Source organism: Citricoccus sp., assembly GCF_035445025.1.
In the GTDB taxonomy this organism is placed as follows: domain Bacteria; phylum Actinomycetota; class Actinomycetes; order Actinomycetales; family Micrococcaceae; genus Citricoccus.
The window spans coordinates 16,769-39,890 of the sequence record NZ_DAOMPX010000028.1; the positions used below are offsets into that span (position 1 = coordinate 16,769).

Sequence of the window (23,122 nt, forward strand, 5' to 3'; positions counted from 1 at the left end):
GCACCGCCCGATTCCGCCCTCTCCGGAAGGACCCTCCCACCCATGCAGTACCGCCGCCTCGGACGTTCCGGGCTGACCGTCTCCGTCGTCGGCCTCGGCTGCAACAACCTCGGCCGTCCCGGCACCGCCACGCTGGAGCAGGAGGGTACCGACGCCGTCGTGCACGCCGCCCTGGACGCCGGGGTGACCCTGTTCGACGTGGCGGACACCTACGGTGCCACCGCCGGCCTGAGCGAGGAACGGCTCGGCGCCGCCCTCGGCGCGCGCCGCGAGGACGTGGTGCTGGCCACGAAGTTCGGCATGGACGCCGGCGGGGCCAACGGACCCGACCTCGGGGCGCGGGGCTCCCGGCGCTACATCGTGCGGGCGGTGGAGGCGTCCCTGCGACGCCTCGGCACGGACTGGATCGACCTGTACCAGTTCCACACCCCGGATGATGCCACGCCCATCGAGGAGACGCTGTCCGCCCTGGACGACCTGGTCCGTTCCGGCAAGGTGCGGTACGTCGGGCACTCGAACCGGGCCGGCTGGCAGATCGCCGAGGCGGAGTTCGTGGCCCGGCAGCTGGGCACCGAACGGTTCATCTCCGCCCAGAACCACTACAACCTGCTGGACCGCCGGGCGGAGCTCGAGGTGATGCCGGCGGCCCGTGCCTACGGTCTGGGCGTGCTGCCGTACTTCCCGCTGGCCAATGGCATGCTGACCGGCAAGTACTCGGCCGGGTCGGCCCCGGAGGGCTCGCGGCTGTCCCACACCCGCACGCACATGGTCCGGGACGCGGACCTGGAGCAATTGCGGCGCTTCGGGGACTTCGCGCGGGAGCGTGGGCTGCACGAGGTGCACCTGGCCTTCTCCTGGCTGGCCGCGCAGGAACCGGTCGCCTCGGTGATCGCCGGCGCCACCCGTCCGGAACAGGTGCGCCAGAACGCCGAGGCGGTGCGCTGGGTGCCGACGCACCGGGAACGGGCCGAACTGGACGAGATCTTCCCGGCGGTGCCGAAGGTCGCGCTGTTCTAGTGGACTCCCTCTCCCTGACCGCGTTCGAGGTCCTGATGTGGATCGTGGCCATCGCCGTGGTGGCGGTGCTCGTCACCGCCCTGGTGTCCCTGTCGCGATCACCCCTGGACCCGGCCCGGCGGCTCCCGTGGGCCTTCGCGATGTTCCTGCTGCCGGTCATTGGCCCGGCGGTCTGGCTCTGGTGGCGTTTCTCCTACTACCCCCAGCGCAAGGCGGAGCAACCGCACTGGGACCCGAACCGCCGCGAGGTGATCGTCAACCCCCCGCGCCGGCCAGGAGCCGGGCGGTAGCCGCGCGGGACGGGACTGATCTAGAGCGTCACCATCACCCAGTCGCCGTCCACGGTGGCGGTGAACTCGGTCAGCGGCTTCTGTGCCGGCCCGCCGAAGGGCACCCCGGTGTCCACGGCGAAGTGGGAGCCGTGGCACGGGCAGGCGAAGACGTCCTGACCGGACTCCGTGGCCGGGGCGACCGTGCAGCCCTGGTGCGTGCAGACCGCTGAGAAGGCGTGGACGACGTCCTCCGCCTCACGTCGCAGCAACAGGGTGCGTCCCTCCACCTCGACCGAGGCGGACGTCCCCACGGGCAGCTGGTCCGCGGGCAGCGTCTGGGTCGGGGTGCCGCCCACGTGGTGGGAGGGCGCATCGGCCCGGTTGCGGATCTGGTCCGTGCACCCGGCCAGCCCCGCCGTGGCCAGCCCCGCCGCGCCGAGCACCGCGCCGCGTTCCAGGAAGGTCCTGCGGGAGGTGCCGCACCCGCACCCGGTGCCCGGGCCGGCGTCGGGGACGGGAGCCGTTCCGGAGGAACGGGGGGAGGGGGAACCGGGGCCTGGCTGGGCGGTAGTCGTCATCCCCCCATTATCAGCCCGCGCCGGCTCAGCCGTGGAACCTGGCGCCATTCACGCGCTGTGAGGCGCCCACGTCGTCCAGGTAGGGGGTGATCCCGCCCAGGTGCATCGGCCAGCCGGCGCCCAGGATCATGCACAGGTCGATGTCCCGGGCATCAGCCACCACCCCGTCGGCGAGCATCAGGCCGATCTCCTCGGCCAGGGCGTCCTGGACGCGCACGAGCAGTTCCTCGCCGGTCTGGGGGGAGTCGCCCTGATTCAGCAGCGCCGCCGTGCCGGCCGGGATCGTCTCACCCGAGGCGCCACCGGACTCGGCCTCGATCCGGTCTCCCGTGAGGTCCTTGGCCCAGAGGGCGGTCTTGCCCGCGTCGATGAGGCGCTGCAGGTTGGCCGAGACGGGGAAACGCGCGTCCCCGAAGGCGGCGTTGAGGGACTCGGTGACGTGCTGGGCGACCGGGATGCCCACCATGGCCAGCAACGTGAAGGGCGTCATCGGCAGCGCGAGGGAGTCGAGGGCGTGGTCCGCCGTGCCCGCCGGGGTGCCCTCGTCGAACGAGGCCTGCACCTCGCCCATCATGCGCAGCAGGACGCGGTTCACCACGAAGGCCGGGGCGTCCTGGACGAGCACGGCGGTCTTGCCCAGCGTCCGGGCCGTGCCGAACGCGGTGGCCAGGACCCCGTCCGTGGTGGCCGGGCCGCGGACGATCTCCAGCAGCGGCATGGCGGCCACCGGGTTGAAGAAGTGGAACCCGACGAGCCGTTCCGGGTGGTCCAGGTCCGCGGCCATCCCGGTCACGGAGAGCGAGGAGGTGTTGGTGGCGAGGATGCAGTCGGCCGAGACGATGGCCTCGAGCTCGGCAAGGACCTGCTTCTTGACGCCCATCTCCTCGAAGACCGCCTCGATCACGAAGTCGGCGTCCGCGTAGACGTCCTTGGACACGGAACCGGTGATGAGCCCGGCCAGCTCGGTCCCGGACCCGGCCGAGAGCCTGCCGCGGGAGACCAGCCTCTGCACCTGGGACCGGACGTGCGCCAGGCCGCGGTCCACGCGGGCCTGGTCGATGTCCGTCATCACCACCGGCACGCCCAGGCGCTGGGCGAACAGCAGGGCCAGCTGGCCGGCCATCAGACCGGCGCCGACCACGCCGACCTTGCGCACCGGCCGGGCGAGGGAGACATCGGGGGCCCCGGCGGGGCGCTTGGAGCGCTTCTGCACCACGTCCAGGAACGCGTAGACGGTGCGGTGGAACTCCGGGGTCTGGGTCAGGCGCGCCAGCGCCTCGCACTCGGCGGCGGCGGACTCGGCCCGGCTGCGGTGCCGGCCGGCCTCGAAGAGCTCCAGGACCGCGGCCGGTGCCGGGACGTGGCCGCCGGTCCTCGCGGCGACGATCCGGCGGCCCTCGGCGATGGCCTCGTCCCAGGCGGCATCCGAGCGGTCCCGGTCCCGCTGGGACTCCAGGGCCGCGAGGGTGTCCGCGTCCCCGGTCACGACGCCGGCGGCCCACGCCAGCGAGGCGTCCAAGAACCCGGTGGGGTCCGTGGGGTCCTCGGAGGGGTCGAACAGGGCGTCCGCCAGGCCGATCGAGTACGCGGTGCGCCCGTCGATGGAGCGGTTGTTGTGCAGCGGGTTGGCGAGCATCAGCGTCACCGCGTCCCTCGGGCCGGTGATCCGTGGGGTCTTCCACACCCCGCCCCAGCCGGGGACCAGGCCGATGAACGCCTCGGGCAGTCCCAGTCCCGTCGCGGCGGAGGACACCGTGCGGTACTGCGCGGCCAGCGCCAGCTCCAACCCGCCACCCAGTGCGAGGCCGTTGATGAACGCGAAGGAGGGTACGGGGAACTCGGTGAGCAGGTCATAGACCTCGTGGCCCAGCCGGGCCAGCAGTGCACCGTCGGTGGGTTCGGTGAGTTCCGTGATGGAGCCGAGGTCCGCACCGGCCACGAGGAACCCGGGCTTGCCGGTGACCGCGAGTGCGGCGATCTCCCCGGCGCGGGCCCGCGCGGCCTGGCCGGTGAGCACCTCACCGAGGCCGATCAGGGTGTTCGGGCCCAGGGTGGTGGGACGCCGCGGGCCGGCATGGTTGTCGAGCGTGATCAGGGCCAGGGTCCCGGCCCCGTCCGGGAGCACGAGGTCCCTGACCTCTGCCCGGGTGACGACCTCGTCCGGGAAGCGGGCCGCGAGGTCCCGGAAGGCCTCGAAGCGGTCGGGTGCGGTGGTCTCGGACGACGGGGCGGGCGAGGCGGGCATGCTGCTCCTGGGATCGGGACGTGTGGACGGTGTGGGCACCGCTCAGGTTACCGATCGGTAACTACAGGGGCAAGGGTGCGTCGGCGGTGGGCGGCCACGGCCGCCGTTCGCTTGCCGCAGCGGTCACCCGGCCGGATCGGGATCCAGCAGTGCGACGGTGATGATCGGCGCCGTGATCTGCACCTGCCACCGGCGGGCGCCGAGATCCGTCAGCGCGGCCGAGACCGAGTCCAGGTCGATCGCCTCGGGCGGGGGCCAGCACACCCGGCGCAACGTGTCCGGGGTCAGCAGGTTCTCGGTGGGCAGGTTCAGTTCCTCGGCCTTGTTGCCCACCCACTCCTTGGCCGTCTTGAGTCTGCGGTCGGCCAGCGGGTTGCGGTCCCTCCACACGCGCGGCGGGGGCGGGCCCTCGTTGGGCACGTGCAGTGCCGGCAGCCGGTCGGGGGTCCGTGCCGCCGCCTGCCCGGCCTGGATGGCCCGGAGCCAGCGCGGCGCCTCCTTGGCGGCGGCCCGTCCGTGGAAGCCCGGGGTCTTCAGCAGCGCGGGGACCGTGGAGGGCTGGGCCGCGGCCGCGGAGACGATCGCCGAGTCGGGGATCAGCCGTCCCGGGGCGGTGTCCCGGTTCCGGGCCAGTGCCTCCCGGGCCTCCCAGAGTTCCCGGACCACCGCCAGTTGCTGGGGCCGGCGCAGCTTGTGCATCCCGGAGGTCCGGCGCCACGGGTCCGTGCGGGGCCCTGGCAGGGGAGTGGTGCGGATGGCCTCGAACTCTTCCTCGGCCCAGCCGAGCTTGCCGGAGGCCTCGAGCATGCCCACCATGGCGGCGCGCAGTTCCACGAGCAGCTCGACGTCGAGCGCCGCATACCGCAGCCAGTCCTCGGGCAGTGGCCGCTTGGACCAGTCGGCGGCGGAGTGTTCCTTGGCCAGCGTGACACCGAGCAGTTGCTCCAGCACGGAGGCCAGCCCAACCCGGGGCAGCCCGAGGATCCGGCCCGCCAGTTCTGTGTCGAACAGCCGGTCGGGCCACATCCCCAGTTCCGAGAGGCAGGGCAGGTCCTGGGTGGCGGCGTGCAGGATCCACTCCACCCCGGCCAGGGACTCCTGGATGACCGCGAGGTCGTCGAACGCCTCCGGGTCGATGAGCCAGATGCCGGCACCCTCGCGCTTGATCTGGACGAGGAAGGCGCGTTGGCCGTAGCGGAACCCGGAGGCCCGCTCGGCGTCGACGGCCACCGGACCCGTGCCGGCCGCCAGCAGGCGGGCGCACCGCTCGAGTTCCTGCACGGTCTCGGTGACGAAGGGGATTCCTCCCGCCGGCTCCGTGATGAGCCGGGGGACCGCGGCCGCAGCCTCGGTCTGTGCCTCGGGCTCGGTCGTCTCCGGGATGCGGCTGGTCTCTGCGGTGATGTCAGTTCCTCCTGATGCGCGGCAGGGGCGTGACCCCGTCCGGGACCGGGGGCAGGCCGGCGAAGGCGCAGACCATGTCAGCCCAGGCCTCCAGGTGTTCGGTGGTGTCCGGACCCTCGGGGGTCCATGATGCGCGCAGCTCGATGTCGGTGGTGTCCGGCCGCGTGGCCAGTCCGCCGAAGCTCTCCGAGAGTACGCGCGTGGCCGTGCCGCCGGCCTCGGTGTAGCGGGCGTGGTGGGTCTCCAGTGCCTCGACGAGCCAGGTCCACGCCACGGCGCCGAGCATCGGATCACTGCCCAGGTCCAGCTCGAGCGAGGCGCGGATGTAGGTCACCACCCGGAACGTGCCCTGCCACACCTCGGAACCGGCCGGGTCGTGGAGCAGGATGAACCGTCCGGTGGCCAGTTCGGACGGGCCCAGGTCGGAGGGCTCGTGGACCTCGGCGGCCAGCGCCACGGCATACGGCGCCAGCCGGCCGGGGGCCGGGATCTCGTCCAGGGTGACCTCCTGCCGGTGCCGGGCGCGGCGCAGGCCCGCGAGCGCCTCGCGGAACTCCGTGGGAAGGCGCCGCGACTCTGCGGGATGGTGGCCTAGGGCAGTCACGGTGTCAACGTTAAAGCCCTGCCTGAGGGATGTCCGTGCGACGCGCCGTGGCGAGGCTCACGGCGTGGCGTCCAGTGCGGAGGACAGGGCGGCGGTGAAACCGTCCACGTCGTCGGCGGTCGTGTCCCAGGAGGTCATCCAGCGCACCTCGTTCCGGGAGCGGTCCCAGTCGTAGAACGCGTACCGGGAGCGCACGGCCTCGGCGACCACCGGGTCCAGCACGGCCAGCACCTGGTTGGCGGCCGGCTCCTGGGTGAGGGTGACGCCGTCGAGGGCGCGGACGCCCTCGGCCAGCCGTGCCGCCATCGCGTTGGCGTGCCGGGCCGATCGCAGCCACAGCTCGTCCGTGAGCAGCGCGACCAGCTGGGCCGAGACGAAGCGCATCTTCGAGGCCAGCTGCATCGAGGACTTGCGCAGGTACTCCACCGCCTTCCCGGCCCCCTGCGGCCCGGCCTGCACGGCGTCCGGGTTCAGCAGCACGATGGCCTCGGCCCCCAGGGCCCCGTTCTTGGTGCCCCCGAAGGAGACGATGTCCACGCCGGCGTCGGTGGTGAACGAGCGCAGCGAGGTGCCCAGCGCGGCGGCCGCGTTGGCCAGTCGGGCCCCGTCCATGTAGAGCGCCATGCCCAGGCCGTGCGCGTGGTCGGCCAGGGCCCGGACCTCGTCCGGGGTGTAGACCGTGCCCAGCTCGGTGACCTGGGCGATCTCGACGACGGCGGGCTGGGCGCGATGGACGAAGCCGAGGCCGTGGGCCTGGGTGTCGACCAGTGTGGGGGTGAGCTTCCCGTCCGGGGTCGGCACGGTGTAGAGCTTGGTCCGGGCCACGCGTTCGGGGGCCCCGCCCTCGTCCTGGTGGATGTGGGCGCTCTCGGCGCAGATCACCGCGCCCCAGGGGGGCAGCAGCGACTGCAGCGCGACCACGTTCGCCGCGGTGCCGTTGAAGACCGGGAACCCCTCGGCCCGCTCACCGAATTGCCCGCGGACCGCCTCCTGCAACCGTGCCGTCCAGGAGTCGTCACCGTAGGCGCTCTCGTGGCCGGTGTTGGCCTCGGCGATGGCCGCGAGCACCTCGGGGTGGACGCCGGCGTAGTTGTCCGAGGCGAAGCCGCGCGGGGCGGGTCCGCTCATGCGCCGGCCTTGGGCTGCAGAGTCAGGGACACCGAGTTCATGCAGTAGCGCAGGTCGGTGGGCGTGCCGAAGCCCTCGCCCTGGAACACGTGCCCCATGTGGGAGCCGCAGTTGGCGCAGCGCACCTCGATGCGCTCCATGCCCAGGGTGGAGTCGCGGATGTACTCCACCCGGTCCTCGGCCAGCGGGGCGAAGAAGGAGGGCCAGCCGCAGTGGGCGTCGAACTTGGTGTCCGAGCGGAACAGCTCCGAGCCGCACGCGCGGCAGGCGTAGACGCCCTCGGTCTCGGTGTCCCAGTACTCCCCGGTGAACGGGCGCTCGGTCCCGGCCTGGCGCAGGACCTGGAACTCGGCCGGGCTCAGGCGCTCGCGCCACTCCGCGTCCGAACGATCCCGCGCCGCCGGGTCACCGGCGGGACCGGGGGCGGCGGGCGAGGCGGGGACGGGGACGGAGTCGGGACTGCCGGGGGTGGGATGCGGATCACTCATGGTCCCCATAACACCACGGACCGGCCAGTTGTTTCCCGGGCCCGCCCGCGACGACCCGGCCGGCGACCCATCCGGTTGGCACACCGGTCCGCCCGGCGGACACAATGGAGCACATGAGCCCACGCACCACCTCCGCGCGTCCCTCCCCGTCCGGGCTGGCCGGCCTGACCGGCCGGTGGCGCGGCCGGGGCCGGAGCCTGCGCAAGGGCATCGGGAAGGCGGAGCCGGTGATGCGCTGGTCCTCGGTGGCCGCCGTGGCCGGCGTGGTGACCGGCTCGGTGGCCGCCGGCACCATCTCCGGGCTTGCCGGACTGTTCGCCCGGACCGTGGTGACGCCGGTGAAGACGCCGGCCGAGGACCTCGAGATCCTCGCCGTCGTCCAGGGCGAGTCCGGACTGGAGATCATCCTCCCGGTCAACGAGGAGACCACCGTGCCGGGGACGTACTCCCTGGTGTTCGACGGCGGCGCCGGCGTGGCGCGCATCGGGGCGGTGTCCTCGTTCGACCCGCGCGACGGCACCGTCCAGCGCGAGGTCGAGGAGGTGTACTCCGGGGACCTGTCCAGGGCCGTCCGGGGCCGGTGGGCCGGGTTCATCTACCCCGATCCGCGGACGCTGGGCTACGAGGCGCTGGACGTGAGGATCGCCGTGGAGAACGGCTCCGCCCCGGCCTGGCTGGTGCCGGCGGCCGGTGACCCCGCGCGCCGGACCGGCACGGCCACGGCGCACCCCGGTCCCGAGCAGGGCCCGGTGGCCGGCAGCCCCGCGCGCGTCCTGCCGGGGGAGGGCATCTGGGCGATCATGGTCCACGGCCGGGGCGCCAAGCGCACCGAGGGGATCCGCGCGATCGGCTCCGCCCGGGCCCTGGGCATGACCTCCCTGCTGATCTCCTACCGCAACGACGGGGACGCCCCGGCGGCCGGGGACGGGCGCTACGGCCTGGGGACCACGGAGTGGCGCGACGTCGAGGCCGCGGTCGCGTACGCGCTGGAGCACGGTGCCCGCGAGGTGGTGCTGTTCGGCTGGTCCATGGGGGCCGCCGTGTGCCTGCAGCTGGCCGACCGCTCCGAACTGGCCTCCTCCGTGGCCGCCATGGTGCTGGACGGCCCCGTCATCAACTGGATCGACGTGCTGGCCCACCAGGCGAGGCTGAACCGGCTGCCCGATGCCTCCGGGCGCCTCGGGCAGTGGCTCATGAGCAACCGGGCCGGCCGCTGGGCCACCGGACTGGCGGCCCCCGTGGACCTGAAGGCCATGAACTGGGTGGCCCGGGCCGACCAGGTGCGGGTGCCCACGCTGATCCTGCACTCGGAGGACGACGACTTCGTCCCCGTCGGGCCCTCGATGGACCTGGCCGCGAAGAACCCGCAGATGGTGAGCTTCGTGCGGTTCACGCTGGCCCGGCACACCCGGGAGTGGAACGTCGACCCGGAGAAGTGGGACCGCGCGGTGCGCCTGTGGCTGCACGCGGTGCTCACCTCGCCCCGGCCCGGCCTGTCCCAGCTGGTCGCGGCCGGGTCCTGAGCCGCCCGGCGCGGGACCGCCGGGCGGCTCAGCCCAGCAGCCCGCGGCGCCGCAGCAGGTGCTCCGGGTCCGCGTCACGGCCCCGGAAGGCCCGGTAGGACTCCAACGGGTCCCGCGTGTTGCCGCGGGAGAGCAGTTCCGCGCGGAAGCGCTCGCCGTTCTCGCGCGTCAGCCCGCCCCGGGACCGGAACCACTCCACGGTGTCCGCGTCCAGTACCTCGGACCAGATGTAGGAGTAGTACCCCGCCGCGTAGCCGCCCGCGAAGATGTGCTTGAAGTACCCGGTCCGGTAGCGGGGCGGGACCAGGGCGGGATCCAGCCCGGCGGCCTCGAGCGCCTCGTGCTCGAAGACGAGCGGGTCCTGCACCACCGTCCCCGGCGCCAGGGAGTGCCAGGCCAGGTCCAGCATGGTCGCGCCCAGGTACTCCGTGGTGCGGAACCCCTCGCCCCAGAGCGAGGACGCCTCGATGGCCGCCAGCACCTCGGGGTCGATCGCCTCGCCGGTGTCCACGTGGCGCGCGTACGCGGTGACGACCTCCGGCCAGTACATCCACATCTCGTTGACCTGGGACGGGAACTCCACGAAGTCCCGCGGCACCGCCGTCCCGGACAGGGAGGCATAGCGGGCCGTGGACAACAACCCGTGCAGCGCGTGCCCGAACTCGTGGAACAGGGTGGTCACCTGGTCCACGGTCAACAGCGCCGGCTCACCCTCGGCCGGGGCCGGGATGTTCAGGGTGTTGGTGACCACGGGCTGCTCGCCGAACAGCGTCGAGGCCTCGCGGAGGGAGTCCATCCAGGCCCCGCCGGACTTGGTCGGCCGGGTGAAGAAGTCCCCCACGAACAGGCCCAGCCCGGCGCCGTCGGCGTCCAGCACCTCCCACACGCGCACGTCCGGACGGTATCCCGGCAGCTCCGGGCGCTCGCGGAAGGTGATCCCGTAGAGGGCGGTGGCGGCGGCGAAGACGCCGTGGGTCAGGACCCGGTCCAGCTCGAGGTACGCGCGCAGCCCGGAGGCGTCCACGCGGAACCTCTCCCGCTCGATCCGGGCCGCGTGGAAGGGCCAGTCCCAGGGCTCCACCGGGTGTCCGGCCGCGGTCTCGACCTCCGCCCTCTCCCGTCGGGCATTCGCGGTGGCGGCCGGGATGATCCGGCCGAGCAGGTCCCGGACCGCCGCCAGGTCCGGGGCCGTCCGGTCCTGCAGGGCGTAGTCGGCCCAGCTGGAGTGTCCCAGCACCCCGGCCTTCTCGGCGCGCAGGGCGGCCTGTTCCACGGCCAGCGGCAGCGTGGAGTGCTCGTCGTCGGTGCTGCCCCGGTGCCAGGCGGCCTCGTGGACCCGCCGACGCGACTCCCGGACCTCGAGTGTCTCCAGCCAGGGCTGGGAGGTGAACATGGACAGCGTGAGGAGGTAGCCGTCGTCGTGCCCGGCGGTGCGGGCCGCCTCCGCGGCCGCGGCCAGGTCCTGTTCCGTGAGCCCGGCCAGCTCCGCCGCCGAGGCGAACCAGACGGCGGCGGCCGTGTTCCCCTCCACCATGCGGCGCCCGTACTGGGCGGAGAGCACGGCCAGGCGCTCGTTGATGGCGGCCAGGCGCCGCTTGGCGGCCGCGTCCAGGTCCGCGCCGCGCAGGCGGAAGGCCCTGAGGGTCTCCGTGGCGAGCCGGTGGTCCTCGCCGGTCAACGCCTCCGGGTCCACGCCGGCCAGCCGGCGGTAGAGACGCTCGTCGAGGTAGGTCGCGTCCTGGTGGGCCGACAGCTCCGGACTGATCTCCTCGTCGATCCGGTGGCGGGTGTCCGTGCCGTCGGCGGCCACCAGGTGGTGGAAGACCATGGACACCCGGCGCAGCGCCCGGCCGGACCGCTCGAACGCCAGGACGGTGTTCTCGAAGGTGACGGGGCCCGCGTCCGTGGCGATGGCCTCCAGCTCGGCCCGGTGCGCGGCCATGCCCGCCCGGAACGCCGGCAGGAAGTGGTGGTCCTGGATGGCGCCGAAGTCCGGCAGGCCGTAGGGGAGCGCGGACGGCGTGAGCAACGGGTTGGCATCGGTGCCGGCGGCGGTGAGGGTGTCGGTCGTCATGGTCAGCAACTGTTTCACATCCACCGATCCGTGGACAGGGTGCTCGCTGCGCCGCGGCGGCGTCCCGCTAGACTCGTCAGCAGACTTCAGCCGGTACCCGCCGGACGTCACCAACAGCCGATCCCGGTCGTGCCGCGCGCGGCCGGGCAGGGGAGGAGAACACGTGGCAGGGCATTCCAAGTGGGCGACCACCAAGCACAAGAAGGCCGTGATCGACGCGCGTCGGGCGAAGGCCTTCGCCAAGTACGTCAAGGGCATCGAGGTCGCGGCCCGCGTCGGCGGCCCGGACCTGGACGGCAACCCCGCCCTCGAACTGGCCGTAACCAAGGCCAAGAAGCAGTCGGTCCCCAACGACAACATCGACCGTGCCATCAAGCGCGGCGCCGGGCTCACCGGCGAGGTCATCGACTACACCGAGATCATCTACGAGGTGCGCGGCCCCCAGGGCTCGGCGCTGATGGTCGAGTGCCTGACGGACAACAAGAACCGCGCCGCCGCCGATGTCCGCACCGCGGTGACCCGCAACGGCGGCACCATGGCCGACGCCGGCTCCGTCGCCTTCCTGTTCAACCGCACCGGGGTCGTCCGCCTGCCGGCCGAGGGGACCACCGAGGACGAGGTCCTCATGGCCGTCCTCGACGCCGGCGCCGAGGAGGTCGTGAAGTCCGGGGACTCCTTCGAGGTCCTGTGCGACCCCTCGGACATGTCCGCCGTGACCGCGGCGCTGGACGAGGCCGGGATCGAGTACGACACCGACGAGATGGAGTTCGTCGCCACCATGAAGGTCGACCTCGACGCCAAGGGCGCCAAGACCTTCCTGCACCTCGAGGAGGCCCTCGAGGACCTCGACGACGTGCAGGGCGTCTACTCCAACGTCGACATCGCCCCCGAGGTCCTCGCCCAGCTCGACGAGGACTGACCGGATCGTGGCTGGGGGTCCGGGACCGGTCGGCGCGGCCCGTCCGGCCGCGCGCCCGCTGCGCGTGCTCGGCGTCGACCCGGGGCTGACCCGGTGCGGCATCGCGGTCGTGGACGTGGCCCCGAACCGCACCGCCACGCTCGTGGGGGTGACCGTCGTCGGGACCGGGGCCGAGACCACGCTGGACAAGCGGTTGCTGGCCATCGACGAGGCGATCAACGAGTGGCTGGACCGGCACGCCCCGGACCACGTGGCCGTGGAGCGCATGTTCGCGCAGAACAACACCCCCACGGTGATGGGCACGGCCCAGGCCTCCGGCGTGGTCATCGCCGCAGCCGCGCGGCGGGGACTGCCGGTGGCACTGCACACGCCCTCGGAGGTGAAGGCGGCGGTCACCGGCCACGGTGATGCCGGCAAGGACCAGATCGCGGCCATGGTGACCCGGATCCTGCGGCTGGACGCACCGCCGAGGCCGGCCGACGCCGCCGACGCGCTGGCCCTGGCCATCACGCACGCCTGGCGCGGTGGCCTGATGGGCCGGGGACTCGAGACCGGGAACCTCACCAGTCCCCGCAAGGACTCCCGCTTCCCGGCGTCGGCCGGACGGGCCGGGGCGGGCGGTCGCGGCGCGACGGCGGCCCAGCGGGCCTGGCTCGAGGCCGAGCGCCGGTCCCGCGGTTCCACCGGCTGGGGGAGCGGGTCCCGGGTCTGAGGGGCAGACAGGCTAGGCTGTTCGTAGATATCTTCGAACAGCGCCCGATGCGCCGCTGTCGTCCGACCCCGACCCTGGAGTGAGGCCCGCATGATCTCGTCCCTGTCCGGCACGGTGGAGACCGTGGGACTGAACCACGCCGTGATCAACGTGGCCGGCTTCGGCATGCAGTTCTCGGCCACGCCCCAGACGATCTCCCACCTGCACGTCGGGGACACCGGCCGGGTGCTCACCACCCTGGTGGTGCGCGAGGACTCCATGACCCTCTACGGGTTCGCCACCCCGGACGAGAAGGAGGTCTTCGAGGTGCTCATCGGCGTCTCCGGCGTGGGCCCCCGGCTGGCGATGGCCGTGCTCGCGGTGCACGATCCCGAGACCGTGCGCATCGCCGCCTCCTCCGGGGACGACAAGACGTTCACCCGGGTCCCGGGCATCGGGCCGAAGGGCGCCCGCCGGATCGTGCTGGAACTGGCGGACAAGCTCGTCCCCACCGGGGCCCCGGTGGCCGGTGGCCCGGACGAGGCCGGTCCCTCGACGGACACGCCCTGGCTGGACCCGGTGCTCGAGGCACTCACCGGCCTGGGGTGGACGGAGAAGGACGCCGACAAGGCCGTGAAGGACACGCTGCGGCACGAGCCGGAGCTCGAGGAGTCCGCGGACGTGGCCACGGTGCTGCGGGCCACCCTGCGGCACCTGGGCCAGGGCCAGTCCGCGCGGTCGGGACGCTCGTGAGGAACGCAGGAGGCAGGACATGACGGAACCAGTCAGCCCCCAGCCGGGGCAGGACGGCCCGGCCCGGATGGTCGGCGGCGGCGCCGACGGCGAGGAGCGTGAGCTCGAGGCGGCGCTGCGCCCGAAGAACCTCGACGACTTCGTCGGCCAGCACCGGGTCCGCCGCCAGCTCTCGCTCGTGCTGGAGGCCGCCCGGATGCGCGGCCGCTCCGCCGACCACGTCCTGCTCTCCGGCCCGCCCGGCCTGGGCAAGACCACGCTGGCCATGATCATCGCCGCCGAGATGAACGCGCCGCTGCGGATCTCCTCGGGGCCGGCCATCCAGCACGCCGGCGACCTCGCGGCGATCCTGTCCTCCCTCACCGAGGGCGAGGTGCTGTTCCTCGACGAGATCCACCGCATGTCCCGGCCTGCCGAGGAGATGCTGTACATGGCCATGGAGGACTTCCGGGTGGACATCGTGGTGGGCAAGGGCGCCGGTGCGACCTCCATCCCCCTGGAGATCCCCCCGTTCACGCTGGTGGGCGCCACCACCCGGGCCGGCCTGCTGCCCGGACCGCTGCGGGACCGGTTCGGGTTCACCGGGCACCTGGAGTTCTACAGCACCGAGGAGCTGGAGCTGGTGCTGCGGCGCTCGGCGCTGCTGCTGGACATGAAGGTCAACTCGGCCGGCTTCACCCAGATCGCCTCGCGATCCCGCGGCACCCCGCGCATCGCCAACCGGCTGCTGCGGCGGGTCCGGGACTGGGCCCTGGTCGGCGGCCTCGAGCAGGTGGACGCGCGGGCCGCCTCCGCGGCGCTGGACATGTACGAGGTCGACGCCATGGGACTGGACCGGCTCGACCGGTCGGTCCTGACCGCGCTGTGCACCAAGTTCGGCGGCGGACCGGTGGGGCTGTCCACCCTGGCGATCGCCGTGGGGGAGGAGACCGAGACGGTCGAGACCGTGGCCGAGCCCTTCCTGGTCCGCGAGGGACTGCTGGGACGGACCCCGCGGGGCCGGATCGCCATGCCCGCGGCCTGGGAGCACCTGGGCCTGACGCCCCCGCCCGAGGCGCCGGGGGCGGCCTTCTGGACCGTGGCCGGGTCCGGGACGGCGAGCCCCGTGGACGGCGCCCCGGCCGGGACGGTCGACGCGCGGCGGGCTGACACGCTCTTCGACGCCTGAGGGGCCTCCCGGGGCGGCCGGAGGCGGGACACACCGTAGACTGGTGAAGTTGCCCTGTGCCCCCGACCCTGGAATGTGGTGTCCCGACGTGACCCTGTTGACCGACCTGACCACCGCCTCGATCGTCGCCGAAGGCGGAGCCGGGCAGAACCCCGGCCTGCCGTTCGACCCCTTCCTGCTGATCATGCTGCTGATCTTCGGCTTCCTGATCTTCAGCATGTTCCGCCGCAGCAAGAAGGCCCAGCAGCAGCAGCAGGAACTGCGCAGCAGCCTGGCCCCGGGCGTCGAGGTCATGACCACCATGGGCCTGTTCGGCACGATCGTCTCGGTGGACACGGAGGAGAACAAGGCCGTGATCGAGCTCTCCCCGGGCACCACCGCCACCGTGCACCTGCAGGCCATCGGCAAGGCCGTCGAGCCGGCCGCCGCGGCCCCGGCCGAGGCTGCGCCCTACGAGGCGCCGACCTACCGTGAGGAGGCCACCGGGAACTCCGTTCCGGACTCCCCGGCCGCCCTGGACGAGACCCCGCGCCGTCCCGAGGACACCGACGGCACCGGACCGGACGACCAGCGGCCCGAGGGCAACCGTCCCTGATCCGACGGCCCCGCCGCCGACGAGCACCGTCCTTCCCACCGTGAACTGAAAGCCGTCAATCTCCCATGGCAGACAAGACCCCCCGAGGACGCGCCCGGCGCACGCTCTGGTGGCTCACCGGCCTGATCGTCGTCCTCACGGCGATCCTCGGCGTCGGTATCGCCACCCAGCAGGCGCAATGGGCCCCCAAACTGGCACTCGACCTGGAGGGCGGCACCCAGATGGTGCTGGCCCCCGAGGTCGCCGGGGGCCAACAGGTCACCCAGGAGCAGCTCGACCAGGCCGTGGAGATCATCCGCCAGCGCGTGGACGGTTCCGGCGTGGCCGAGGCGGAGATCGCGACCCAGGGCGGCAGCAACGTCGTGGTGTCCCTGCCCGGCGTGCCCGAGGCGGAGACCCGCGCCCTGATCCAGGCCTCGGCGAACATGGAGTTCCGGCCCGTCATCACCATGGGTCCCTTCGAGCCGGTCCCCGCGGACCAGCGCACCCCGGTGAAGGACTTCCCCGAGCCGAGCGCCGAGCCGCAGAACGGATCCGACCCGAACTGGGTCACCCCGGAACTCGCCGCCGAGTTCGAGGCCTACGACTGCGCGGCGCAGATGAACAACCCGGACCGCAAGGAGTTCCCGGCCGACGGGCCGTCCATCGCCTGCCAGCCCGGTGACGAGGAGTCCGGCCAGCCGGGCGTGAAGTACCTGCTCGGCCCCGTGGAGGTCCAGGGCACCGACATCGCCGGTGCCGACTTCGGACTCGTCAACACGGCCACCGGGGTGTCCACCAACCAGTGGGCGGTCAACCTGTCCTTCAACGGCGAGGGCGCCGACGCCTTCCGCGAGGTCACCCAGCGGCTGACGCCCTACCAGGAGGGCGATCCGCGCAAGCAGTTCGCCATCGTCCTGGACGGCACGGTGGTCTCCGCTCCCCAGTCCAACGCGGTGATCACCGACGGGCGGGCGCAGATCACCGGCAACTTCACCGAGCAGTCCGCCGCCGCCCTGGCCGAACAGCTCAAGTACGGCGCCCTGCCGATCAGCTTCACCATCGAGTCCGAACAGCAGATCTCCGCGACCCTCGGCGAGGACCAGCTGCGGCTGGGCCTGATCGCCGGGCTCATCGGCCTGGCACTGGTCGCCGCGTACTCGTTCTTCCAGTACCGCGTGCTCGGCCTCGTGACCATCGCCTCGCTCGTGGTGACGGGGCTGCTCACCTACCTGGCCATCGTCCTGCTGGGCTGGTCGGACAACTACCGGCTCTCCCTGGCGGGCATCGCGGGCCTGATCGTGGCCATCGGCCTGACCGCGGACTCGTTCATCGTGTACTTCGAACGCATCAAGGACGAGTTGCGGGCCGGCCGGTCGCTGCCGGAGGCCGTCGAGTACGGCTGGTCCCGGGCCAAGCGCACGATCACCGCCTCCAAGGCCGTGAACCTGCTCGCCGCCGTGGTGCTGTACTTCGTGGCCGTGGGCAACGTCCGCGGGTTCGCCTTCACCCTCGGCCTGACCGCGATCGCCGACCTGGTCGTGGTGTTCATGTTCACCCACCCCGTCATGCAGCTGCTGGCCCACACCCGGTTCTTCGGGGGCGGGCACCGGATGTCCGGCCTGGATCCCTCGCTGCTGGGCCGGGAGCCGTTGTACCAGGGCGCCGGCAAGGTCCGGCAGTTCCGGCCGAGCCCCGAGGCCACGTCCTCGAAGAAGGCCCGGAAGTCCGCCAGGGAGGCGGACCGCCGGCAGACGATCGCCGAGCGCCGGCGCGCCGAACAGATGTCCGGCGTCGGCTCGCAGGCGGCCGGGGCCACCACCCCGGCCGACCGGACGGAGGAGCAGAAGTGAGTGCACTGGCACAGTGGGGCAACCGCCTCTACACCGGCAAGACGTCCTACCCGTTCGTCGGCAAGTGGAAGCTCTGGTTCGCCATCTCCCTGGTCCTGCTCGTGGTCGCCGGCGGACTCACCCTGGCCCGCGGCGGGTTCAACCTCGGCATCGACTTCCGCGGGGGATCGGAGTTCACCGTCTCGAGCGTGCAGTCCACGGACGTCGCCGCCGGTGAGCGCGCCGTGAGCGAGGCGGTCCCGGAGGCCGAGGCGACGGTCACGAACATCGCCCCGGGCACCATGCGGATCCAGACGGACGAGCTGGACGACGACCAGACCCTGGCGGTGGGGCAGAACCTGCAGCAGGCCTACGGGGTGGGCGAGGACCGGGTGACCTCGACCTACATCGGCCCCACCTGGGGTGAGGCCGTGTCCCAGCAGATGGTGATCGGGCTGATCGTGTTCCTCGTCCTGGTCACGGTGCTCATGGCGATCTACTTCCGGACCTGGAAGATGTCCCTGGCCGCGGTGATCGGCCTGTTCTACGTCGTGGCCCTGACGGCGGGCATCTACGGGGCGACCGGCTTCGAGGTGACCCCCAGCGCCATCATCGGCTTCCTCACCATCCTCAGCTACGCCCTGTATGACACGGTCGTGGTCTTCGACAAGATCAGGGAGAACACCGAGCACAATCTCGAGGAGACCACCCGGACCTTCGGCGAGAACGTCAACCTCGCGATCAACCAGACCCTGGTGCGGTCGATCAACACCTCCGTGGTGGGCATCCTGCCCGTCGGGTCCATCCTGTTCATCGGGGCCTTCCTCCTGGGCGCGGGCACCCTGCGGGACATCGCCCTGGCGATCTTCGTCGGGATCATCGTCGGCACGCTGGCCACGATCTTCATCCAGGCCCCGCTCTACGCCCTGCTGCGTCGCGGAGAGGACCGGATCGCCGCGAACGACGCGCGGGTCCTCGAACGCCGTGCCGCCGGCGAGGGCGCCCCGGTGGGAACGGACACCGTCCCGGCCTGACGTCGCCGGAGCCGGACGGACTAGACTGGAGTATCCCGCACGACGGGACGCGAGACCGTACAGTGCGGCACGCGCAGCGAGGCGGCGCTTGTCGCGGGAAGGCAGGCAGTTGTGAGTGCAGACTCCGCCCCGCCCGGCACGGCGCACGACGGCGGGCCGGCGCCCGCCGAGCGGCGTTCCAGCACGGCGTCCTACACCTCTGCCACGCCGACCTCCCAGCCGGCCGACGTCACGCCCGCCGAGCTCGAGCCCGCCCCGCCCGGCCCCTCCCCGGCGGCGATCGTCTCCCGGCGGCCCCGCAGCAGGCTGGCCCGGCTCACCGGGCGGATGGCGAACGACTACTCGCCGATCCTCGAACCGCTGATCCGTACGCTGAAGGTCCGGCACCCCAAGGAGGATCTGGACCTGATCATCCGGGCCTTCGAGGTGGCGGACAAGGCGCACGCCGGCCAGCGGCGCAAGAGCGGCGACCCGTACATCACCCACCCGGTGGCGGTGGCCACCATCCTGGCCGAACTGGGCATGACGGGCACGACCCTGGCGGGGGCCCTGCTGCACGACACGGTGGAGGACACCAGCTACTCCCTGGAACAGTTGCGCCGGGACTTCGGGGACGAGGTCGCCCACCTGGTGGACGGCGTCACGAAGCTGGACAAGGTCAAGTTCGGCGACGCGGCGCAGGCCGAGACCGTCCGCAAGATGGTCCTGGCCATGGCCGACGACGTACGGGTGCTGGTCATCAAGCTGGCCGACCGGCTGCACAACGCCCGGACCTGGCGGTACGTCGCGCCGGAGTCCAGTGCCCGCAAGGCCAAGGAGACCCTGGAGATCTACGCGCCGCTGGCCCACCGGCTCGGCATGAACACCATCAAGTGGGAACTGGAGGACCTCTCCTTCGCCGCGCTGTACCCCAAGGTCTACGCCGAGATCGTCCGGCTGGTGGGGGAGCGCACCCCTGAACGGGAGAAGAACCTGGCGGCCCTGCGCGGCCAGATCGAGCGGGACCTGAAGGACGCCAGGATCCGCGCGGTCGTCACCGGCCGGCCCAAGCACTTCTACTCGATCTACCAGAAGATGATCGTGCGCGGGAAGGACTTCGACGAGATCCACGACCTGATGGGCGTGCGCGTGCTCGTGGACTCCGTCCGGGACTGCTACGGCGCCCTGGGCGTCCTGCACTCGAAGTGGAGCCCGCTGCCGGGCCGCTTCAAGGACTACATCGCGATGCCCAAGCTGAACATGTACCAGTCGCTGCACACCACGGTGATCGGTCCAGGCGGCAAGCCGGTGGAGATCCAGTTGCGGACCCACGAGATGCACCGGCGCGCCGAGTACGGCGTGGCGGCGCACTGGAAGTACAAGGACCAGGCGTCCACCCCCTCGGCCGGCACCGGGGACCAGACCCCCGGCTGGCTGCGGTCGGTCATGGACTGGCAGAAGGACACCACGGACCCGAACGAGTTCCTGGAGTCCCTGCGGGCGGAGATCGACGCCGCCGAGGTCTTCGTCTTCACGCCCAAGGGCGAGGTGATGGCCCTGCCGGCCGGCTCGACCCCGGTCGACTTCGCCTACGCGGTGCACACCGAGGTGGGGCACCGGGCCATCGGCGCACGCGTCAACGGCAAGCTGGTGCCCCTGAACTCCGAGCTGCACCACGGCGACTGGGTGGAGATCTTCACCTCCCGGACCGAGGGCGCCGGCCCCAGCCAGGACTGGCTGGGCTTCGTGCGCAGCCCGCGGGCACGGAACAAGATCCGCCACTGGTTCTCGAAGGAACGCCGCGAGGAGGCCATCGAGAAGGGCAAGGAGCAGCTGACCCGTCAGCTGCGCAAGATGAACCTGCCGCTGCACCAGCTGATGAGCGCGGAGTCGCTCTCGCGGGTGGCCGGGGAGATGAACCTGCCGGACATCTCCACGCTCTACGCCTCGATCGGCGACTCGCACGTCTCCGTCCAGAACGTCGTCGAGCACCTGCAGAAGCTCATCGCCGCCCCCGAGGACGTGGAGTCGCTCGACACCGCGCCCATCACCACGATCGCGGCCCCGACCCGGCACCCGGACTCCGGCGTCATGGTCCAGGGCTCCGGGGACGTGATGGCCAAGCTGGCCCGGTGCTGCACGCCGGTGCCCCCGGACGAGATCATCGGCTTCGTCACCCGCGGTTCCGGCGTCTCGGTGCACCGGGCCGACTGCCGCAACATCAACCAGTTGCGCAGCGAGCCGGACCGGATCGTGGACGTCTCCTGGGCACCCACCCAGGCCTCGGTGTTCCTCGTCGAGATCATGGTGGAGGCCCTGGACCGCAAGTCGCTGCTCTCGGACGTCACCCGGGTGCTGGCCGAGCACCACGTCAACATCCTCTCGGCCTCGGTGAACACCTCGCGCAGCCGGGTGGCGATCAGCAAGTTCGTCTTCGAGATGGGCGATCCGAAGTTCCTGAGCCACGTGCTGTCCTCCGTGCGCCGCATCGACGGCGTCTACGACGTGTACCGGACCGCGGGCCGGTCCTCGACCGGGGCCTGACCCCCGCCGGAGGCGCCCGTCCGGTCCCGGCCGAGCAGGTCCCGCAGCGCGGCCCGGGCGGCGCTCATCCCGGGCCGTCCCCGGCGGGCCCGGAACCGCTCGCGCAACCGGACGGGGTCGCAGCGGGGCAGGAGCAGGGCTGCGACGGCCCGTTCCGGCCCCGTCGGACCGGCGCGCAGCAGGTCCTCGACCGTCCGCTCGACCGTGGTGCACCACAGTCCGTGGACCGGCGTGACCTCCGCGCGGTGCGCGGCGTCACCGCACTCCGGGTCCGGGGCGAGCCCGGACTGCTCCAGGCGCAGACCCACGGCACCGGGGTGCAGCGGACGGCGGTGGTACCGGTCCACCGAGGCCTCCAGGACACCGGGTGCCTCGCCCCCGGCGTGGACCCAGGCCGCCGTCCCCCCGATGGCCACCCAGGCCCCGGTCAGGACCGGTTCGGCCAGCCGGAGCACCGCCGCGGCGCGCGTCCGGACGCCGTCCCCGCCGCCGTGCCCCGCGGGGCCTGCGTCCGCGGGCAGGTACAGGTCCCCCATGACATGGACGAGCAGGCCGGACAGCTCCATGCCGCGCAGCTCGGCGGCGGAGAAGGGCAGCCCCGGGACCAGGAACTGCTCCCGGGGCCCCTGCCGAGCCGTCGTCGTCACCACCCCACCAGACTGGCAGCACGAGTGAGGGCCCGGCACCAGGCCGGGCCCTCACTGTGGACAACTCACCCCCGGGAGGGGGCGGTGGAGGAGAGGGTCAGCGCAGACCCTGCGCCGACTGCTGCAGCGTCTGCAGCCACATCCGCCGCGCGTCCAGGGCGTCCTGGGCCTTCTTGATGGCGCGGGCGTCACCCTTCGCCTGGGCCTTGGCGAGGTCGTCCTCGAGCTCGGCGACCTTGTCCTCGAGCTGGCTCAGCGCGGAGTTGGTCCGGGCCTTCGTCTCGGGGTTGGTCTTGCGCCAGTGCTCGTCCTCGGCGGACTTCAGGCCCTCCTCGAGCTTGCGGAACGCCGACTCCATGCGGGTCACGTCCTTGCGGGGCACCCGTCCGGCGTCCTCCCACCGGCCGCGCAGCTCGTTCAGGGCCTTGCGTGCCGCCTTGACGTCCTTGACGGGGAGCAGCTTCTGGCCCTCGGCGAGGATCTGCTCCTTGAGCTTGAGGTTCTCGCCGTACTCACGGTCGATCTCGTCGTTGGTGGCCTTGCGGGCGTTGAAGAAGACGTCCTGGGCCGCCCGGAAGCGCGCCCAGAGGGCGTCGTCCTCCTTGCGGGAGGCCCGGGGCGCGGCCTTCCACTCGTCCATCAGGTCGCGGTAGGCGCCGGCCGTCGCTCCCCAGTCGGTGGACGTGGACAGCGCCTCGGCGCGCGCGATCAGCTTCTCCTTGACCGACTTGGCCTGGGCATTGGTCGCGTCCAGCTGGGAGAAGAAGGCCCGGCGGTGCTTGTCCAGGGTGGTCCGGGCCGTGCGGAACCGCTTCCACAACCCGTCCTCCACGGCCTTGCCGAGGCGGGGACCGGCCTTCTGGGCGGCCTTCCAGTCCTCGAACAGCTCGGCCATCCGGGCGCTCGTCTGCTTCCACTGCACCTGGGCGGGGTCCTTGGCCGCGAGGGCCTCGGCCTCCGCCACGATGGCCTCCCGCGTGGAGAGCTGCTCGGCCTGGGCCTTCTCGAGGGCGATCCGCTCCGCGACCTTGAGGTCGTCCAGGCGCGTCTGCAGGGCCTCCACGCGGGCGCGCAGGGCGGGCATGTCCCCGACCATGCCGCGCTCGGCGATGGTCTGGCGCAGGTGGCCCAGGGTCTTCTGGATCTCACCGGCCGGGGCGCCGGCGGCGACCCGCTGCTCCAGCAGCATCAGCTGGGAGACCACCTCGTCGTACTTCCGCGAGAAGTAGGCGATCGCCTCCTCGGCGGTGCCGTCCGGGAACTGCCCCACCGGGTGCCGTTCCTCGCCGTCGATCAGGGTGACGTGGCCGTCGTCGCTGACGGTGGCGAACTTCGCCGCCTCCTCCACCGGGGTGGAGTAGTCCGGAGCCGACAGGGGGGTCACCGGGGCCGTGGGAGTGCGTCCGGGCGCCGCCGGGCGACCGGGGCCGGCCGCCGGCTTGGGCTTGCCGGAGGGCTTGGGCTTGCCGTCCGGCTTCGGTGCACCGGGCCGGCCACCCCGCGGCGAGGGCGTGTCCGGGGCCGGCGTGTCCGGGGTCGGGGCGGCCGGGGCCGCGGCGGCGGCCTGCGGTGCCGGCTCATCGGCAGCGGGCTCCTCCGGGGCCGGCTGACCTGCCGGGGCCTCATGGGGGACGTCCGACGCCTCCAC

General features: G+C 72.4%; 20 protein-coding genes. 11 read left to right on the plus strand and 9 right to left on the minus strand.

What is annotated here, in order from left to right:
• The first annotated feature begins 42 nt into the window (after positions 1–42).
• Positions 43–1,017, plus strand: coding sequence for an aldo/keto reductase (locus PLJ28_RS10085; protein WP_298044272.1), 975 nt, complete (start codon positions 43–45; stop codon positions 1,015–1,017).
• The gene (locus PLJ28_RS10090; protein WP_298044271.1) at positions 1,017–1,307 is read left to right on the plus strand and encodes a PLD nuclease N-terminal domain-containing protein; all 291 of its coding nucleotides are present in this window, start codon (positions 1,017–1,019) and stop codon (positions 1,305–1,307) included. The genes PLJ28_RS10085 and PLJ28_RS10090 overlap by 1 nt, the downstream gene beginning before the upstream one ends.
• A gap of 20 nt (positions 1,308–1,327) precedes the next feature.
• Here PLJ28_RS10090 and PLJ28_RS10095 read toward each other — a convergent pair whose 3' ends face one another.
• The 6 genes from PLJ28_RS10095 to msrB all read right to left on the minus strand — a co-directional run bounded on the left by PLJ28_RS10095 (position 1,328) and on the right by msrB (position 7,745).
• Positions 1,328–1,867, minus strand: a complete 540-nt coding sequence (locus PLJ28_RS10095; RefSeq protein WP_255459441.1) for a QcrA and Rieske domain-containing protein — start codon at positions 1,865–1,867, stop codon at positions 1,328–1,330.
• A gap of 25 nt (positions 1,868–1,892) precedes the next feature.
• Positions 1,893–4,112, minus strand: a complete 2,220-nt coding sequence (locus tag PLJ28_RS10100; RefSeq protein WP_298044270.1) for a 3-hydroxyacyl-CoA dehydrogenase NAD-binding domain-containing protein — start codon at positions 4,110–4,112, stop codon at positions 1,893–1,895.
• Positions 4,113–4,235: 123 nt separating this feature from the next.
• A complete protein-coding gene (locus PLJ28_RS10105; RefSeq protein WP_502877084.1) occupies positions 4,236–5,516 on the minus strand; it encodes a ribonuclease D in 1,281 nt (426 codons plus the stop codon).
• Between the two features lies 1 nt (position 5,517).
• Positions 5,518–6,120, minus strand: coding sequence for a DUF3000 domain-containing protein (locus PLJ28_RS10110; RefSeq protein ID WP_183526406.1), 603 nt, complete (start codon positions 6,118–6,120; stop codon positions 5,518–5,520).
• A 57-nt stretch (positions 6,121–6,177) separates the two neighbouring features.
• On the minus strand, positions 6,178–7,248 hold the full coding sequence (locus PLJ28_RS10115; RefSeq protein WP_324590092.1) for a threonine aldolase family protein: 1,071 nt from the start codon (positions 7,246–7,248) through the stop codon (positions 6,178–6,180).
• Entirely contained in the window at positions 7,245–7,745 is a 501-nt protein-coding gene (gene msrB / locus PLJ28_RS10120) for a peptide-methionine (R)-S-oxide reductase MsrB (protein ID WP_183526400.1), read from the minus strand. The genes PLJ28_RS10115 and msrB overlap by 4 nt, the downstream gene beginning before the upstream one ends.
• 104 nt (positions 7,746–7,849) lie before the next feature.
• On the opposite strand from msrB, the gene PLJ28_RS10125 reads away from it, so the two are divergent.
• Positions 7,850–9,259 (plus strand): alpha/beta hydrolase family protein, encoded by a 1,410-nt coding sequence (locus PLJ28_RS10125; protein ID WP_183526397.1) that lies wholly within the window; start codon positions 7,850–7,852, stop codon positions 9,257–9,259.
• Between the two features lie 28 nt (positions 9,260–9,287).
• Here the strand turns inward: PLJ28_RS10125 and PLJ28_RS10130 are convergent, their stop codons facing one another.
• On the minus strand, positions 9,288–11,333 hold the full coding sequence (locus tag PLJ28_RS10130; RefSeq protein ID WP_324590093.1) for a M3 family metallopeptidase: 2,046 nt from the start codon (positions 11,331–11,333) through the stop codon (positions 9,288–9,290).
• Between the two features lie 163 nt (positions 11,334–11,496).
• Here PLJ28_RS10130 and PLJ28_RS10135 point away from each other — a divergent pair, with 163 nt between their 5' ends.
• The 8 genes from PLJ28_RS10135 (at position 11,497) to PLJ28_RS10170 (ending at position 20,827) form a co-directional block, all read left to right on the plus strand.
• Complete coding sequence (locus PLJ28_RS10135; RefSeq protein WP_298044265.1) at positions 11,497–12,252, plus strand: YebC/PmpR family DNA-binding transcriptional regulator; 756 nt, start codon at positions 11,497–11,499, stop codon at positions 12,250–12,252.
• Between the two features lie 7 nt (positions 12,253–12,259).
• Complete coding sequence (gene ruvC, locus PLJ28_RS10140; protein ID WP_324590094.1) at positions 12,260–12,964, plus strand: crossover junction endodeoxyribonuclease RuvC; 705 nt, start codon at positions 12,260–12,262, stop codon at positions 12,962–12,964.
• Between the two features lie 90 nt (positions 12,965–13,054).
• Positions 13,055–13,696: a Holliday junction branch migration protein RuvA gene (ruvA, locus tag PLJ28_RS10145; protein WP_298044262.1), complete on the plus strand. Its 642-nt coding sequence runs from the start codon at positions 13,055–13,057 to the stop codon at positions 13,694–13,696.
• A 67-nt stretch (positions 13,697–13,763) separates the two neighbouring features.
• Positions 13,764–14,864 carry a Holliday junction branch migration DNA helicase RuvB gene (gene ruvB, locus PLJ28_RS10150; protein WP_298044283.1) on the plus strand — a complete coding sequence of 367 codons (1,101 nt, stop codon included), beginning with the start codon at positions 13,764–13,766 and terminating at the stop codon, positions 14,862–14,864.
• A gap of 88 nt (positions 14,865–14,952) precedes the next feature.
• Positions 14,953–15,459, plus strand: a complete 507-nt coding sequence (yajC, locus tag PLJ28_RS10155; RefSeq protein ID WP_010143296.1) for a preprotein translocase subunit YajC — start codon at positions 14,953–14,955, stop codon at positions 15,457–15,459.
• A gap of 65 nt (positions 15,460–15,524) precedes the next feature.
• The gene (gene secD, locus PLJ28_RS10160) at positions 15,525–17,291 is read left to right on the plus strand and encodes a protein translocase subunit SecD (protein ID WP_324590095.1); all 1,767 of its coding nucleotides are present in this window, start codon (positions 15,525–15,527) and stop codon (positions 17,289–17,291) included.
• A complete protein-coding gene (secF, locus tag PLJ28_RS10165; protein ID WP_183526380.1) occupies positions 17,288–18,304 on the plus strand; it encodes a protein translocase subunit SecF in 1,017 nt (338 codons plus the stop codon). Before secD ends, secF begins: the two co-directional genes overlap by 4 nt.
• A gap of 111 nt (positions 18,305–18,415) precedes the next feature.
• A complete protein-coding gene (locus PLJ28_RS10170) occupies positions 18,416–20,827 on the plus strand; it encodes a RelA/SpoT family protein (RefSeq protein ID WP_502877083.1) in 2,412 nt (803 codons plus the stop codon).
• Here the strand turns inward: PLJ28_RS10170 and PLJ28_RS10175 are convergent.
• Positions 20,782–21,474 (minus strand): hypothetical protein, encoded by a 693-nt coding sequence (locus tag PLJ28_RS10175; RefSeq protein WP_324590096.1) that lies wholly within the window; start codon positions 21,472–21,474, stop codon positions 20,782–20,784. The two genes, PLJ28_RS10170 and PLJ28_RS10175, sit on opposite strands and share 46 nt — an antisense overlap.
• Positions 21,475–21,571: 97 nt before the next feature.
• Positions 21,572–23,122, minus strand: a 1,551-nt coding sequence (locus PLJ28_RS10180; protein ID WP_324590097.1) for a DUF349 domain-containing protein, incomplete at its 5' end; no start/stop codon positions are given.

Bases quoted from the DNA above. Each gene is read 5' to 3' on its own strand.
- PLJ28_RS10115 (WP_324590092.1), bottom strand. From the start codon at position 7,248: ATGAGCGGACCCGCCCCGCGCGGCTTCGCCTCGGACAACTACGCCGGC.
- PLJ28_RS10125 (WP_183526397.1), top strand. From the start codon at position 7,850: ATGAGCCCACGCACCACCTCCGCGCGTCCCTCCCCGTCCGGGCTGGCC.
- secD (WP_324590095.1), top strand. From the start codon at position 15,525: ATGGCAGACAAGACCCCCCGAGGACGCGCCCGGCGCACGCTCTGGTGG.
- PLJ28_RS10100 (WP_298044270.1), bottom strand. From the start codon at position 4,112: ATGCCCGCCTCGCCCGCCCCGTCGTCCGAGACCACCGCACCCGACCGC.
- msrB (WP_183526400.1), bottom strand. From the start codon at position 7,745: ATGGGGACCATGAGTGATCCGCATCCCACCCCCGGCAGTCCCGACTCC.
- PLJ28_RS10130 (WP_324590093.1), bottom strand. From the start codon at position 11,333: ATGACGACCGACACCCTCACCGCCGCCGGCACCGATGCCAACCCGTTG.
- ruvA (WP_298044262.1), top strand. From the start codon at position 13,055: ATGATCTCGTCCCTGTCCGGCACGGTGGAGACCGTGGGACTGAACCAC.
- PLJ28_RS10095 (WP_255459441.1), bottom strand. From the start codon at position 1,867: ATGACGACTACCGCCCAGCCAGGCCCCGGTTCCCCCTCCCCCCGTTCC.
- PLJ28_RS10085 (WP_298044272.1), top strand. From the start codon at position 43: ATGCAGTACCGCCGCCTCGGACGTTCCGGGCTGACCGTCTCCGTCGTC.
- ruvB (WP_298044283.1), top strand. From the start codon at position 13,764: ATGGTCGGCGGCGGCGCCGACGGCGAGGAGCGTGAGCTCGAGGCGGCG.